Annotated in this window: 14 protein-coding genes and 1 pseudogene; 7 read left to right on the top strand and 8 right to left on the bottom strand. The window is 71.7% G+C overall.

All coding sequences use genetic code 11. From position 1 onward, the window contains the following. The coding region (locus ACFFNX_RS24925; RefSeq protein WP_378206906.1) for a hypothetical protein at positions 1–224 on the top strand (224 nt) is incomplete at its 5' end. On the opposite strand, the gene ACFFNX_RS24920 is transcribed toward ACFFNX_RS24925, so the two are convergent. The 3 genes from ACFFNX_RS24920 to pdhA all read right to left on the bottom strand — a co-directional run bounded on the left by ACFFNX_RS24920 (position 215) and on the right by pdhA (position 2,014). Continuing rightward, on the bottom strand, positions 215–532 hold the full coding sequence (locus tag ACFFNX_RS24920; protein ID WP_378206903.1) for a GroES family chaperonin: 318 nt from the start codon (positions 530–532) through the stop codon (positions 215–217). The two genes, ACFFNX_RS24925 and ACFFNX_RS24920, sit on opposite strands and share 10 nt — an antisense overlap. Before the next feature lie 55 nt (positions 533–587). After that, positions 588–821, bottom strand: a complete 234-nt coding sequence (locus ACFFNX_RS24915; protein WP_378206900.1) for a hypothetical protein — start codon at positions 819–821, stop codon at positions 588–590. A gap of 134 nt (positions 822–955) precedes the next feature. Further along, positions 956–2,014: a pyruvate dehydrogenase (acetyl-transferring) E1 component subunit alpha gene (gene pdhA, locus ACFFNX_RS24910; RefSeq protein ID WP_378206897.1), complete on the bottom strand. Its 1,059-nt coding sequence runs from the start codon at positions 2,012–2,014 to the stop codon at positions 956–958. Between the two features lie 325 nt (positions 2,015–2,339). Here pdhA and ACFFNX_RS24905 point away from each other — a divergent pair, with 325 nt between their 5' ends. The 3 genes and pseudogenes from ACFFNX_RS24905 to ACFFNX_RS24895 form a co-directional block, all read left to right on the top strand. After that, the gene (locus ACFFNX_RS24905) at positions 2,340–3,770 is read left to right on the top strand and encodes a selenium-binding protein SBP56-related protein (RefSeq protein WP_378206894.1); all 1,431 of its coding nucleotides are present in this window, start codon (positions 2,340–2,342) and stop codon (positions 3,768–3,770) included. A 13-nt stretch (positions 3,771–3,783) separates the two neighbouring features. Then, a complete protein-coding gene (locus tag ACFFNX_RS24900) occupies positions 3,784–4,425 on the top strand; it encodes a hypothetical protein (protein WP_378206891.1) in 642 nt (213 codons plus the stop codon). Positions 4,426–4,775: 350 nt separating this feature from the next. Next, positions 4,776–4,928, top strand: a pseudogene (locus tag ACFFNX_RS24895) (IS30 family transposase); the annotation flags it as partial. Between the two features lie 64 nt (positions 4,929–4,992). Here ACFFNX_RS24895 and mgrA read toward each other — a convergent pair. After that, on the bottom strand, positions 4,993–6,018 hold the full coding sequence (mgrA, locus tag ACFFNX_RS24890; protein WP_378206885.1) for an L-glyceraldehyde 3-phosphate reductase: 1,026 nt from the start codon (positions 6,016–6,018) through the stop codon (positions 4,993–4,995). 408 nt (positions 6,019–6,426) lie between these two features. Here mgrA and ACFFNX_RS24885 point away from each other — a divergent pair, with 408 nt between their 5' ends. Next, positions 6,427–8,646 (top strand): ATP-binding protein, encoded by a 2,220-nt coding sequence (locus ACFFNX_RS24885; RefSeq protein WP_378206882.1) that lies wholly within the window; start codon positions 6,427–6,429, stop codon positions 8,644–8,646. A 222-nt stretch (positions 8,647–8,868) separates the two neighbouring features. Here the strand turns inward: ACFFNX_RS24885 and ACFFNX_RS24880 are convergent, their stop codons facing one another. The 3 genes from ACFFNX_RS24880 to ACFFNX_RS24870 all read right to left on the bottom strand — a co-directional run bounded on the left by ACFFNX_RS24880 (position 8,869) and on the right by ACFFNX_RS24870 (position 10,245). After that, positions 8,869–9,066 (bottom strand): DUF5999 family protein, encoded by a 198-nt coding sequence (locus tag ACFFNX_RS24880; RefSeq protein ID WP_378206879.1) that lies wholly within the window; start codon positions 9,064–9,066, stop codon positions 8,869–8,871. 143 nt (positions 9,067–9,209) lie between these two features. Then, on the bottom strand, positions 9,210–9,614 hold the full coding sequence (locus ACFFNX_RS24875) for a tautomerase family protein (protein WP_378206877.1): 405 nt from the start codon (positions 9,612–9,614) through the stop codon (positions 9,210–9,212). 295 nt (positions 9,615–9,909) lie between these two features. Next, entirely contained in the window at positions 9,910–10,245 is a 336-nt protein-coding gene (locus tag ACFFNX_RS24870; RefSeq protein WP_378206874.1) for an ArsR/SmtB family transcription factor, read from the bottom strand. 94 nt (positions 10,246–10,339) lie between these two features. On the opposite strand from ACFFNX_RS24870, the gene ACFFNX_RS24865 reads away from it, so the two are divergent. Beyond that, positions 10,340–11,572, top strand: a complete 1,233-nt coding sequence (locus ACFFNX_RS24865) for an MFS transporter (protein WP_378206871.1) — start codon at positions 10,340–10,342, stop codon at positions 11,570–11,572. A gap of 31 nt (positions 11,573–11,603) precedes the next feature. Here ACFFNX_RS24865 and ACFFNX_RS24860 read toward each other — a convergent pair whose 3' ends face one another. Further along, positions 11,604–12,569, bottom strand: a complete 966-nt coding sequence (locus ACFFNX_RS24860; protein WP_378206868.1) for a LacI family DNA-binding transcriptional regulator — start codon at positions 12,567–12,569, stop codon at positions 11,604–11,606. A gap of 77 nt (positions 12,570–12,646) precedes the next feature. Between ACFFNX_RS24860 and ACFFNX_RS24855 the strand changes: the two genes are divergently transcribed. Then, positions 12,647–13,849, top strand: coding sequence for an MFS transporter (locus tag ACFFNX_RS24855; RefSeq protein WP_378206865.1), 1,203 nt, complete (start codon positions 12,647–12,649; stop codon positions 13,847–13,849). The last annotated feature ends 56 nt before the right edge of the window (positions 13,850–13,905 follow it).

Raw genomic sequence — 13,905 nt, 5'->3', positions numbered from 1 at the left:
CGTTCCGGCAGCTGGGGCAGACCCTCGGCGTGGCCGTCTTCGGCGTGCTGTTCCAACAGCCCGGCGCCGGGACGTCCGTCGGCCTGAACCGGGTGATGATCGCCGCGGCGGTGATCGGGGTCACCGGGGCAGCCCTCGCCCGCGCCTTCGCGGCGAAGCCCACGGCGGGGCGGGCCGCCGCCCCACCGACGCGGGACCTGACCGGCCCCGGCGCTCAGAGGTAGAGGCCGGTGCCGTACTCCGGGCGCTCGCTGGCCACGGCGTGCAGGTCGCGCTCGCGCATCACCAGGTACATCGCGCCCTGCACCTCGACCTCGAACTGGTCCTCGTCCTTGAACAGGACCTTGTCGCCGACCTTGACCGAGCGCACGTGATGGCCGACGCCGCACACCTCGCCCCAGACGAGGCGGTTGGCCAGCTCGGCCGTCGCGGGGATGACGATGCCGCCGGTGCTGCGGCGCTCGCCCTCCTTGTCGGGGCGCACCATCACCCGGTCGTGCAACATCTGTATCTCGAACTTCACCTCGGACACGGTGCGGAGTCTACTTTGTGCCGGAAGCTTCCGAGACGGCTCGCCACCGTCCGCGTCACCGCGCGGCGACGGCGAGTCGCTCGAGGAACTCGATCGCCGGCCGGCGTACCTCGACGGGCTGGATGCCCCCGAGGACGTCGATCGCCTCCTGGTAGGTGCGGGTCGTGGCGCAGGTGATGGCCACCGACCCGGCGACGGCCTTCTCAAGTGACCCGGCCGGTGCCTGGTCGGCCATCTCACGTGCGGTCGTGGCCAGTTCGAGGTTGTCGGGCGTGCTCGTAGTGCTCAACGTTCCTCCTCCGGTGACGTCGGCCCGGTGGCCCCGACAGCCGGGCCGCCGCGAATGTCGAGGGAAGCACATCCTAAGCAAGAACCCGCGGTGTGCGTACACCGAGGTCACCGAAACGGTGTCGAAGGCGTTCGTCAGCCGGCGAAGCCTTCGAGGTACGCGGCGAACGCCGCGTACTCCTCGTCGAGCTGCTCGTGCGCTCCCGCGTACACGTGTTCGAAGATCGCCCTCGGCTCCGGGTTGGGGAGCGCGCGGCAGTCGTCGCGCACCTGGCGGCCCAGCGCCTCGGCCTCGGCGTCCACGGCCTGGAAGAAGTCGTCGCCGGCCAGCCCGTTCTTGGCGAGGTACGCCCGGACGCGCTCGATCGGGTCCTTCAGCCGCCAGGCCTCCAGCTCGGCGCCGGTGCGGTAGCGGGTCGGGTCGTCGGAGCTCGTGTGGGCGCTCATCCGGTAGGTGAAGGCCTCGATCAAGGTCGGGCCCTCGCCGGCGCGCGCCCGTTCGAGCGCGGCGCGCGTCACCGCCAGGCAGGCGAGCACGTCGTTGCCGTCGACGCGCACGCCGGGGAAGCCGTACCCGAACCCACGCCGGTAGAGCGGCACGCGCGTCTGGGTCTCCACCCGGGCGGAGATCGCCCACTGGTTGTTCTGGCAGAAGAAGACGACCGGGGCGTTCTGCGCGCCCGCCCACACGAACGCCTCGTTGACGTCGCCCTGGCTGCTCGCGCCGTCGCCGAAGCAGGCGAGCACGGCCTCTTCGGCACCGTCGCGTTGCACGCCCATGGCGTACCCGACCGCGTGGAGCGTCTGCGCTCCGATCACGATCGCGTAGAGGGCCATGCGGACCTTCTCGGCGTCCCACCCGCCGTGGTCGGTGCCGCGCCAGTTCTTCAGCAGCTCGGCGACCGTGACGCCGCGCACCATGGCGATGGCGTGCTCGCGGTAGCTGGGGAAGACGTAGTCGGCGGGGGCCAGCGCGCGGGCGGCGCCGACCTGCGCGGCCTCCTGGCCGAGCAGTGGCACCCAGAGCCCGAGCTCACCCTGCCGTTGCAGGGCCATCGCCTCCGTGTCGAGGCGCCGCGCGAGCGACATGTCCCGAAAAAGCTCCTGGATCTGACCGGCAGTCAGATCCAGGGGATACTCGGGGTGCTCAAGCCGTTCGCCCTCTGGGCTGAGCAGCTGCACGAGTTCGGTCACGGGGCCTCCTTCGCCGGCCTCGTGACCACGGTACGGCGTCCGGTCCCCTCGCCTCGCGCGGTCACGGGACCTTCCTCCGTGACCACGGTGCGGTGCCCTCTGGCTCTCTCGCTGCTCGATCACGTGAGTCGATTCTGCCAGTCCTCCGGTAGGCCCGGCATGTGGCCGGGTACAAACCGGAGGAACCATGACCTGTCAAGATCCGACAGATGCTCGGACCCCCTAGCATATTTCCTATCGACCAGGTGGGAAATGCGCGTGAGGATCGTGTTCACCCTGGTCACCTCGCGGTATTCGACGATGCCGCCGAGTGAAGGAGTGTGGCGTGGCCCGCTGGAAGCCCGACCCGACCTTCTATCCCTCCCCTCGTGACGCGGTCGCCGGGCCGCCGGAGTCACTCGCGTACGTCGCCGCCTTCGACCGCGCGGCCGAGCGGCCCGACGCGATCGCCGTGATCGACGTCGACCCCGGATCCGCCTCGTACGGCTCGGTGGTCGGCTGGACCGACCTGCCCCACACCGGGGACGAGCTCCACCACTTCGGCTGGAACGCCTGCAGCAGCGCGCTGTGCCCGTACTCGCCGCACCCGCACGTCGAACGCCGGTACCTCGTGGTCCCGGGGCTGCGCTCCTCGCGCATCTACATCATCGACGTGAAGGACGACCCGGTTAAGCCGGCCATCACCAAGATCCTCGAACCGGACGAGCTGGCCAAGCGGGCGGGCTACTCCCGTCCGCACACGGTGCACTGCGGGCCGGAGGGACTCTATGTGTCCGCGCTGGGCGGGGCGCCGGAAGATCGGCCCGAGCCGACCGGCCGGGAGAAGGGCGACGACGGGCCCGGGGGCATCGCGCTGCTGGACCACACGTCCTTCGACGTGCTCGGCCGGTGGGAGGCCGACCGGGGCCCGCAGTACCTGGCGTACGACTTCTGGTGGCACATCGCGCACGACGTGATGGTGACCTCCGAGTGGGGCACGCCGTCGATGATCGAGGACGGCGTCGACGCCGACCTGCTGCTCGGCCGCAAGTACGGGCACGCGCTGCACTTCTGGGACCTGCGCAGGCGGCGCCACGTCCAGCGCATCGACCTCGGCGACGAGCACCAGATGGTGCTGGAGCTACGGCCGGCGCACGACCCGACCAAGACGTACGGCTTCGCCGGCGTCGTGGTCAACGTCGAGGACCTGTCCGCCTCGGTCTGGGTCTGGTACCGCGAGGACGGGGAGTTCAAGGCCCGCAAGGTCATCACGATCCCGGCGGAGCCCGCCTCCCCCCAGGACCTGCCGCCGGTGATCGCGCCGTTCGGGGCGGTGCCGCCGCTGGTCACCGACATCGACCTGTCCGTGGACGACCGCCACCTGTACGTCTCCTGCTGGGGCACGGGCGAGCTGAAACGCTACGACGTGAGCGACCCGTTCAACCCGGTCGAGGCCGGGTCGGTGCGGATCGGCGGCATCGTCGGCCGCACGCCGCACCCGTCGGCGCCGGACCGGCCGCCGGCCGGGGGCCCGCAGATGGTCGAGGTCAGCCGCGACGGCAGACGCGTGTACGTCACCAACTCGCTGTACGGGGCGTGGGACGACCAGTTCTACCCCGACGGCGTCGGAGCGTGGATGGCCAAGGTCGACTCGGGCGACGACTTCGCCTTCGACCCACGCTTCTTCCCGAACGGCGACGACTTCCGCGGCCTGCGTCCGCACCAGACCCGGCTCCAGGGTGGGGACGCGTCCTCGGACTCCTACTGCTACCCGTGATCCGGGAGGGCCGATGAAGGACGGCTCGCTGATCGCACTCGTCGCGCTGGGAGCCTTCCACGGCCTCAACCCGGGGATGGGCTGGCTGTTCGCGGTCGCCCGCGGCCTGCAGGAGCGTTCCCGGGCGCTCGTGCTCCAGTCGCTGCCGGCGATCGCCGCCGGGCACGCCGCGTCGGTGTTCGTCGTCGCCGTGGTCGTGACGCTGACCGGGTCGGTGCTGACCTCGCGCGTGGTCTCGATCGGCGGAGGAGCGGTGCTCGTCGGCTTCGGCCTGTGGCGGCTGTTGTCCAGCCGGCACTTCCGCTGGGTGGGCATGCGGCTGTCGCTGTGGCAGCTCGCCGGCTGGTCGTTCCTGATGTCGTCGGCGCACGGCGCGGGCCTGATGCTGCTGCCGGTGCTGACCCACGGTTCGGTCGCGGTCCCCCACGCCCACGCGCACGGGATCACCGGGGGCGCCGGCGACGCGGTGTCCGCAGCGATCTTCGTGACGCTCGTGCACACGATCGCCATGCTCACCGTCGCGGGGATCATCGCGGTCCTCGTCTACGAGGTGGTGGGCCTGACCATCCTGCGGCGCGCCTGGTTCAACCTCGATCGGCTGTGGGCGGCCGCACTGATCGCGGCGGGCGCGACCACGCTCATCCTCGCGGCGTGAACGGCGCCCGTCCCCCGGCCGGGGGTGCGATGGGCTTCGAGGTTTCGGGGCCGATCATGGAACGTGGGACGTCGGGGCCTGGGTGAGGGGACCTCGCGTCGCGTCATCGCGTGGGAGTTCGACCGCCGTCCCTGGACCGTTGGCCGGGAGATCCGCCGCGACCGGGCCGAGGGGAGCCGCAACGACCGGCATTACCGGCCGCGGCCCAAGCCGAGCAGGCTCGGCCGGAATCCGCGGCTGCGCGACGACGTTCGGCAGCGCCTGGAACTCAGGGGGGAGCCCAGAGCGGAGCACCCACCATCTCCGTCGGGACTTCCCCGGGGGATGTGCGAGACCGTCTACCAGGCGGGCGGCGCGGGTCCAACGAGCTGCGGCAGTACTTCCCCAAGGGCGCGGACCTGTCGGTCCGCACCCGGGCCGGCCTGGACGCCGTCGCCGCCGAATCGAACGCCGGACCACGAGAGACACTCGGCTGGGAAACCCCAGCCGAGTGTCTCGTCTAGCTCCCGGCCGAAGCCGGCTGCCCGACCGGTGTCGCTCGAATGCGCCCCGGGTGCGGGCCGTACGTCAGTGGCGGCTGGAGGCGGCCCAGAGGTTGATGCCCGCCTCGACCGCGTCGGCGTCGATGGCGGCCAGTTCGTCGTCGGCGAAGTCGAGGTTGTCCAGGGCGCCGAGGCTGTCCTCGAGCTGGGCGACGCTGCTGGCCCCGATCAGTGCCGAGGTGACCCGCGGGTCGCGCAGCGACCAGGCGAGCGCCATCTGCGCGAGCGACTGCCCGCGTTTCCCGGCCATCTCGTTGAGCCGGTGAACGTGCGCGAGGGTCTCGTCGGTGAGCAGGTCGGGCGACAGCGACTTGCCCTGGCTGGCCCGCGACCCCTCGGGGACGCCGTTCAGGTACTTGTCGGTCAGCATGCCCTGGGCCAGCGGCGAGAAGACGATGCAGCCGGCGCCCACCTGCTCCAGGGTGTCGAGCAGACCGCCCTCGATCCAGCGGTTGAGCATGGAGTACGAGGGCTGGTGGATCAGCAGCGGGGTGCCCATGCTCCTGAGGATCGCCGCGGCCTCCTCCGTGCGCTCCGGGGAGTAGGAGGAGATCCCGGCGTACAGCGCCTTGCCCGACCGTACGGCGTGGTCCAGGGCGCCCATCGTCTCCTCGAGGGGCGTGTCCGGGTCGTAACGGTGGCTGTAGAAGATGTCGACGTAGTCCACGCCCATCCGCTTGAGTGACTGGTCGAGGCTCGCCAGGACGTACTTGCGGGACCCCCACTCACCGTACGGACCGGGCCACATGTCGTAGCCGGCCTTCGTGGAGATGACCAGCTCGTCCCGGTACGGACGGAAGTCCTGCGCGAAGATCTGCCCGAAGTTGGTCTCGGCCGAGCCGTACGGCGGGCCATAGTTGTTGGCGAGGTCGAAGTGGGTGACCCCGAGGTCGAACGCCCGGCGCAGGATGGCCCGCTGCGTCTCGATCGGCTTGTCGTCCCCGAAGTTGTGCCACAGACCGAGGGAGATGGCGGGCAGCTTGAGCCCGCTCCGCCCGGTGCGGCGATAGGAGATCTGGTCGTACCTGTTGTCGGCGGCCTCATAACTCATACTGCGCAGTCTGCCGTGTTCGTCCGCCCGGGGGCATGGCAGGCTCACCCGAGGGGCGAGTCCTGACCGGCGCCGATGAACGGCCGAGGGTCCGCAGTACGATCCCGAGCACCGCGCCGGAGTGAACGTGGCCGAAATGCCGCGAGTCCTGGCTCCGCGCCGCGATGGCCACAATCGACGAAGTCTTCACCACCGTTCGGGTTCGTTACAGCGCCGTCTCCGGCACGTACCGGCCTCGTCGCTTCCGGGCGGCCACCCCGAACGAGACGTTTGACCTGGTCAGAAGCCTCCGGATAGCCTTTTTTCGTCGTGTCCTCGCACAGGCCCGGCCGGCGTGTGGGAAACATGCCCGCCGAGGCGAGCAGCTTCATCGGGCGACGACGGGAACTGTCCACCGCAAGGTCGCTGTTGTCGTCTGCCCGACTGCTGACGTTGACCGGCACCGGCGGCGTGGGAAAGACGCGGCTGGCCCTGCGGCTGGCGGCCGGGGTGTCCCGGGCGTTCCCCGATGGGGTCTGGCTCGTCGAGCTGGCGTCACTGCGCGATGACCAGTTGCTCGACTCGACGGTCGCGGCCGTTCTCGGCCTTGGCGAACATGCCACGTGCTCCCCGCTGGACCAGATCTCGGACTATGTCGCCGACAGGCGGCTCCTGCTGGTGCTGGACAACTGCGAGCATCTGATCGAGGGCAGTGCGCGGCTGGCGGCGAAACTGCTGGGACGCGCTCCGGGGCTGCGCATCCTGGCCACCAGCCGCCAGGCGCTGGGAGTCGAGGGTGAACACCTCCTGACCGTGCCGCCGCTGTCGGTGTGCCCCGACCCGCCGGACACGGCGGCCGGGCACGCGCCGTCGGAGGCCGAGCAGCTGTTCATGGCGCGGGCGGCGGCGCTCGCGGGCAGGGACGAGATGACGGCCGCGGAAGGACGCGCGGTGGCCGGGATCTGCCGGCGGCTGGACGGAATCCCGCTGGCGATCGAGCTGGCGGTGGTCCAGTTGCGGGCGCTGTCGCCGGCGGCGATCCTCGATCGGCTCGATGACCGTTTCCGGTTCCTGACGGGAGGGAGCCGGGTGGCGCTCCCCCGGCATCAGACCCTCCGCGGCGCGATCGAGTGGAGCCTGGACCTGTGCACCCCCGCCGAACGGCTGTTGTGGGGGCGGATGTCGGTGTTCGCCGGCGAATTCGATCTGGAGGCCATCGAGCGGGTCTGCTCCGGTGCGGGGATCGAGTCCGATGAGATCTTCGATCTCGTACTGGGCCTGGTGGACAAGTCCCTCATCGTCCGCGCGGCGCAGGACCGGTACATGCTGCTGGAGACCATCCGCGAGTTCGGCCACGAGCTCCTGGCCGCCTCCGGGGAAGAGGCCGTCGTACGGGCCCGGCACTTCGACCACTATGAGGGCCTCACCCGGAAGGCCGAAGCCGGCTGGTTCAACGCGGACCAGGTGGACTGGATCGCGCGGGTACGCCTGGAGCAGCCCAACGTGCGTGCCGCGCTGGGCTACGGCCTCACGGAGCCGGACCGGGCGCCCGCGACGCTGGAGGCCGCCGCGATCCTGCACATCTTCTGGGTCATCACCGGGGCGCTGCGTGAGGGCGGCCGGTGGCTCGACCAGGCGCTCCGCCGCTGCCCCGAGCCGACGAGCTCCCGGGCCAGGGCCCTGCACGCCCACGCCTACCTGCTGATCATGCTCGGCGACATCGACGGCGCGCTGTCGAGGCTGCGCGAGTGCGAGGCACTGGCGGAACGCCTGGATGACGCGTCCGCGCTCGCCTACGCCGCCCTGCGACGGGGCTCGGCAAAGATGTACCAGGGGGATTTCGCCGGCGGCCTGTCCATGCTGGAGGAGGCACTCGCCCGGCACCGGCGGCTCGCCGACCGGTTCGGGGTCTACTTCGCGCTGCGGCACCTGGCGATGGCCGCCACGGCCGTCGAGGACCCCCGAGGTGAGGCGTACGCGAAGGAATGCCTGGAGCTGTGCGAGGCCCAGGGCGCGGACCTGTCCCGGTCCTGGGCGCTGTTCGTCGTGGGCCTGAACGCCTGGCGGCGAGGCGAGCTGGCGCGCGCCACGCAGGTGATCCACCAGTCGCTGCGGCTCAAGTCGCTGGTCGACGATCTGGCCGGTGAGGCCCACTGCATCGAGGTCCTGGCCTGGATCGCCACCGGTACGGGCGACATGAGGCGGGCGGCGCGGTTGTTCGGCGCGGCCCGCAGCACCTGGCTGAAGGCGGGTTCCTCGCTCGTCGAGTTCGGCTACGTCCGCCACCACCGGGAGCCGGCCGAACAGCGTGCGCGGCAGGCGCTGGGCGAACAGGAGTACCGGGAGTTCTTCCAGGCGGGCGAACGGCTCGACGTCGGGGACGCCATCCGGTGCGCGCTGGAGGAGGAGTCCCGTACGGCGAGGTCCGCCGCGGCTCGCGGCGGCAGGCCGATCCTCACCCGCCGCGAGCGGGAGGTCGCCGAACTCGTCGCGGAGGGCCTGAGCAACAAGGAGATCGCCGCCGCGCTGGTGGTCGCCCAGCGAACCGCGGAGGCGCACGTCGAGCACATCCTGTCCAAGCTCAACTTCACCTCACGCGCCCAGATCGCCGCCTGGGTCGTCGCCGGCACCTCCTCCGAACCGCGATGACCGGCGGCACCGCGCGCCCGCGGCCCCGTCGCCTCGCCGCGTACGGCAGGGCTCTCTGGGGGCGCCGGGACCGGTATCCCGGGGGGCCGGTCCCGGCGCCCAGATGGAACCGGAGGGCCTCGTGGGGCGGGCGGGCTCACCGCGGGGGCGGCGAGACGAGGCTTCCGGCTCACAGGCGCTCGACGCGGGTGGGGGCGGTCCGTGCCGGGCGCCGAATCGGGCCTACGCGGCCGCTGGCTCGAAGATGACGTCGTGGACGGGGATGCTGCGCCCGTCGGGGAGCAACTCACCGGTGTCGTCGAAGACGATCACCCCGTTGCACAGCAGGCCCCACCCCTGTTCAGGGTGGTAGGCGACCAGGTGGGCCGCGTCGTGATCGGACGCTTCCGCCGGCGGACACGCCGGCTGGTGCTCACACATCGGACTCATCCCTCCCGGATTGCTGGCGTCCTACTCCGGAAGCCTGCACGAGAACCGAGGCGGGGGGATCGGCGTGACTACCTACGTGGCTACCTATTTTCCGGTTACTCGCGCTCTCTGGTCTTCTCGGCGCCCGCCGGGGGTCAGGTCCGTGCCTGGATTCCCGGTACGGTGCCCTGCGCGACGAGTTGCGCCTCGCCGTTGCCCACCGACCAGTCCTCGAGACCGTTCTCGTGGAGGACGACGAACACGTCTTCCGGGCGTACGCCGACCTCGGCCAGGTTGGCCGCGATCCTCCGGTGCAGGTCGAGCTTGAGCTCCCGTGGCCGGCCGCCCACGAAGATGATCTGGATGTAGACGATGTCCTCGCGGTGCACGCCGGGATACTCGGCGTCGAAGACGAGATCGTCCGGGTCGTGTGGGGTGATGATCTGGAACCGGTCACCGGCGGGGATGCCGATGGCGTCGACCAGAGCGCGCTGCACACCGTCACCGATGGCCCGCCGGACGGCGGGCGGCCTGTTCGCGGACAGGTCGATACGGGTCATGGGCATGGGAGTACTCACTTTCTCCAGAGTGTCGCTGTTGGTTCATTCATCGAACCCATGCCTGAACCCTATTGGTTCATTCACCGAACTTATGAGTCGGCCCGCCCACATCGCACTCAGTGAACACGGCGACACCGGCCGCCCATGGGCGTACCGCCGCAGGTGACACGATCGCGCGGACGAATCTGAGCGGCGACTGCCGCGCTTCGCCGATTTCGCCGGTAGGACCGGCCGAGGCCTGCCCGCTCTGGCCGTACAGCCGGACTTGAGACAGGCCCTCAGGCGCGCGGTCTCCTCATCGGTCCGGCGACGGCTCCGGCGAGGCGGGCGCGGCCGTCAGGATGGAGCCGAGCAGGCCGGGAAACCGGCGTTCGAGATCGTCGCGGCGTAGCCGGCTGGGCCGGGCGTTGCCGACGAGGCGGGTGGAGACGACGCCGCACTCCCGCAGGATCCCCAGATGGTGGGAGACCGTCGAGACCTTGACCGGCACGTCGAGCGTGGTACATGTCGCCTCGCCGACCTCGTCGAGGGCCCGGACGATCTTCAGTCGCGTGGGGTCGGCCAGCGCCTGCAGGATCACCCCCACGTCGACGGTCTCCAACGCGGGCTGCGGAAGCCAGGTGTCGCTCATCACGTCCTCCGACGGTCGTCGTATGTCACGATACCGGTCCAAATAGACTTACGATGGCCGTCGTAAGTTCCGACACTAACCGGAAGTTGGTCCGATGTCGCATACTCCGGCCGCCCGTACCCCCGCTCAGGCCGCCCCGTCCCCGGCGGTCGCCACCGGCGATGACCGCTGGCGGACACACGCCGTGGTCCTCGCGCTGGGGACGTTCGCGGTGGGGACCGACGCGTTCGTGATCGCCGGTGTGCTGCCCGACATCGCCCGATCGCTGCGTGTCGGCATCGGCGACGCGGGCCAACTCGTCACCGTCTTCTCGATCGCGTACGCCGCGCTGGCACCGGTGCTCGCCGCGCTGACCGCACGCTGGTCACGGCGGACCGTGCTGGTCACGGCGATGGCGGTGTTCGCCCTGGGGAACGTCGTGACCGCGCTGGCGCCCGCCTACGGCCTGGTCCTGGCCTCCCGGGTCGTCGCCGGCGCGGGCGCCGCCATGTACACGGCGAACGCGAGCGCCACCGCGGCGATGCTCGCCGGCAAGGAGCGCGCCAAGGCCATCGCCCTCGTCATGCTGGGACTCACGAGTTCGCTCGTCCTCGGCGCCCCGCTGGGCACCGCCATCGGCACCGGCCTGGGCTGGCGGGCGACGATCTGGTTCGTCACCGTCCTGGGTGTCCTCGCCGGGCTGACCATCGCCCTGCGGCTGCCGTCCATCCGCGCGCCGCGTCCCGCCGGTCTGCGGCAACGACTGGCGCCCCTCGCCGATCGTCGGGTCCTCGGAGTCCTCGCCGCGACCGTGGTGGTCTTCACCGGCATCTACATCCCCTCGACGTACGTCAGCGTCGTCTACCGGCCCGCCACCGGCGGCGACGGCGACCGCGTGGCGATTCTGCTGCTGGTCTTCGGGGTGGCCGCCACGATCGGGAATCTGGCGGTCGGACACCTCAGCCACCACTTCACGCCCCGCCGCGTGCTGATACCCGTCCTGCTGCTGCTCACGGCCCTGTTCGTCCTGCTGCCGCCCCTGCGCGGATCGTTCGTCACCGCGGTGCCGGCGGTGGCGGTCTCCGGCGCCCTGTCCTTCTCGGTCACCACTCCGCAGCAACACCGGATCATCGCGCTCGTTCCCGCCGAACAGGCCCCGCTGGTCACCTCTCTGTACCAGTCCTCGCTCTACCTGGCCGTCTTCCTGGCCGGCGGCGTCGGCGCGGCGGGGCTCGGCGTACGCGCCATCGGCCCGGGACGACTCCCCTGGGTCGCCGCCGCGTTCGTCCTCGCGGCGATGGTGATCGTCTGGGCGACCGGCCGGCGACCCGCCGAACGCGACGCGTGACGCCGGACGAAGATCCTCCGCCCCGGACGCGTCAGGCCGACGGCGGGGCGGTGGAGCCGCGGACGATGAGTTCGCCGGGCAGGGACACGTCCGCCGGGGCGTGGCCGTCGAGGCGGGCGAGGAGGGCGGCCATCGCCCGGGCGCCGAGGCGTTCGGCCGGTAGGTGGATCGTGGTCAGTTCCGGTTCGAGGGCGGTGGCGACGAGGATGTCGTCGAAGCCGGTCACCGACACGTCGCGCGGGACGTCCAGGCCGAGGTGCCGGGCGGCCTTGTAGGCACCGGCGGCGATCAGGTCGTCGTCGCAGACCAGGGCGGTGGGCCGGTCGGGGCGGTCCAGCAGCGCCAGCGCCGCCTCGCGGGCGGCGGCCACGTCGATCGCGCAGTGCTCGCGGCCGGTCAGCGCGCCCGTCGCGGTGAGGACCTCGGCCCGTACGTGGAAGGTCCAGGTGTCGACGGCGGCGGCGAGGTGCCCGAGACGGTGGTGCCCGAGACCGGCGAGGTGCCGCGTGATCGCCCGCATGCCGCCGGCCACGTCGAAGTTGACCGCGGGCGCCGGGTCGGCCGGGTCGTTGTCCAGCACGACGAGCGGCACGTCGCCGAAGCCCGCGAGGCCGCCGCCGAGCGAGGAGGCGAGGACGCCGTCGATGGCCTCGATGTCGACCGGGCTGCGCGCCGGGGACGCGTCGTCGTCCCACGGGTGGACGACGACGCCGAAGCCCTGTTCGCCCGCGACCCGCGCGGCCCCCGTGTAGACGGCGCCGAAGATCGGGCTGACCAGCGTGGGGACGACGAGCAGCACCGTACGCGTACGGCCGAGACGCAGGTTGCGCGCGGCGATGTTGGGCCGGTAGCCCAGCCGGCGCGCCGCCTCGCGCACCGCCCGCCCGGTCTCCGGTTTGACCCGGCCCTCGGCCTTGCCCGCGAGCACGAGTGACACGGTCGACTGCGACACTCCCGCGACGCGTGCCACGTCGCGGCTGGTCGGTCTCTTGGACACCTGTCAACAGTAGAGCCACGCCGCTCTACGTGATACGTATGACATCAACGCCTCCGTAATACGTATGACGGGACCCCATGCGCGCCTATCTCGACTTCCTGCGGCGGCCGCACGCCGCCCGCCTGCTCGGCGGCACGCTCCTCGGCCGGCTGCCCAACGGCATGGGCGCGCTGGCGATCGTCCTGTTCACCCGCGCGCACGGCGGCGGCTACACGCTCGCGGGCGCGCTGTCCGCGCTGTACGGGCTGGCGATGGCGGCGGGCCAGCCGGTGATCGGCCGGGCGATGGACCGGTTCGGCCAGCCGCGCATCCTGACCGCGAGCGCGGTGGCCGCCGCCGCAGGGTTCGCGTCGTTCGCGACGTCCGGGCTGCGCCCGCTGCCGGTCGCGGTCACCGGAGTGCTGGTGGCCGGCTTCTTCACGCCACCGCTGGAGGCGGGCCTGCGGGCCCTGTGGCCATCGGTCCTGCCCGGAGAGGCGGAGGTCCAGGCGGCGTACGCGCTGGACCCCGCCGCGCAGGAGCTGCTGTTCACCTGCGGGCCGCTCATCGTCATCGCCGCCGCCACGTTCTCCGATGAGGTGGCGTTGCTGCTCACCGGCCTGCTGCGCGTGGCCGGCACGCTCGTCGTGACCTCCTCCCGGCCCTCACGCGACTGGCGCGGCGAGGGCGGCGGCGGGCACTGGGCGGGGCCGCTGCGCTCCCCCGGTATCCGGGTGCTCATCGCCGCGCTGACCTTCGTCGGCGTCGCCCTCGGCGTGATCAGCGTCGCCGTCGTCACGTACGCGGACGCGCGCCACATCTCGTACGCCTCCGGCCTGCTGCTCGCGCTGACGGCGGGCGGCGCGTTCGTCGGCGGGGTGACGTACGGGGGGCGGCCTCGGCCCGGCCCGGCGTACCGGCGGCTGGGGCTGCTGATGACGGGCCTGGCCGCCGGCTATCTGCCGCTGATGTGGGCGCCGCCGCTGCCGGTCATGATGGTGCTGGCCCTGCTCAGCGGCGTCTTCCTCGCCCCCGTGCTGGCGTGCACGTTCACGCTGGTGGACGGGCTCGCACCGCGCGGCACGGTGACCGAGGCGTTCGCCTGGCTGGTGACGGCGTTCGGCGTGGGCAGCGCGGCGGGCGCGGCTCTCGCCGGCCTCGCGGGCGACGCGGCGGGAGCACACGGGGCGTTCGCGGTGGCGGGCGCGGGCGGCGTCCTGGGCCTGCTGACCCTGATCACCGGCGGCCGGATCCGGCTGGACTCCCACCCGGGCCCCTCGACGGAGCCCGGAGTGGGGTAGGAGCCTGCCGGCGAAGCGTGGTCACCGGCCCGGTCCGGCCTCGGCGAGGCGGGCGA

Source organism: Actinoallomurus acaciae, assembly GCF_042429965.1.
Classification (GTDB): domain Bacteria; phylum Actinomycetota; class Actinomycetes; order Streptosporangiales; family Streptosporangiaceae; genus Actinoallomurus; species Actinoallomurus acaciae.
This window is presented reverse-complemented; position numbering and strand designations above follow the sequence as displayed.

Excerpts from the sequence above, each read along its gene's own strand:
- ACFFNX_RS24900 (WP_378206891.1), top strand. The coding sequence starts at position 3,784 with ATGAAGGACGGCTCGCTGATCGCACTCGTCGCGCTGGGAGCCTTCCAC.
- mgrA (WP_378206885.1), bottom strand. The coding sequence starts at position 6,018 with ATGAGTTATGAGGCCGCCGACAACAGGTACGACCAGATCTCCTATCGC.
- ACFFNX_RS24880 (WP_378206879.1), bottom strand. The coding sequence starts at position 9,066 with ATGTGTGAGCACCAGCCGGCGTGTCCGCCGGCGGAAGCGTCCGATCAC.
- ACFFNX_RS24875 (WP_378206877.1), bottom strand. The coding sequence starts at position 9,614 with ATGACCCGTATCGACCTGTCCGCGAACAGGCCGCCCGCCGTCCGGCGG.
- ACFFNX_RS24870 (WP_378206874.1), bottom strand. The coding sequence starts at position 10,245 with ATGAGCGACACCTGGCTTCCGCAGCCCGCGTTGGAGACCGTCGACGTG.
- ACFFNX_RS24865 (WP_378206871.1), top strand. The coding sequence starts at position 10,340 with ATGTCGCATACTCCGGCCGCCCGTACCCCCGCTCAGGCCGCCCCGTCC.
- ACFFNX_RS24855 (WP_378206865.1), top strand. The coding sequence starts at position 12,647 with ATGCGCGCCTATCTCGACTTCCTGCGGCGGCCGCACGCCGCCCGCCTG.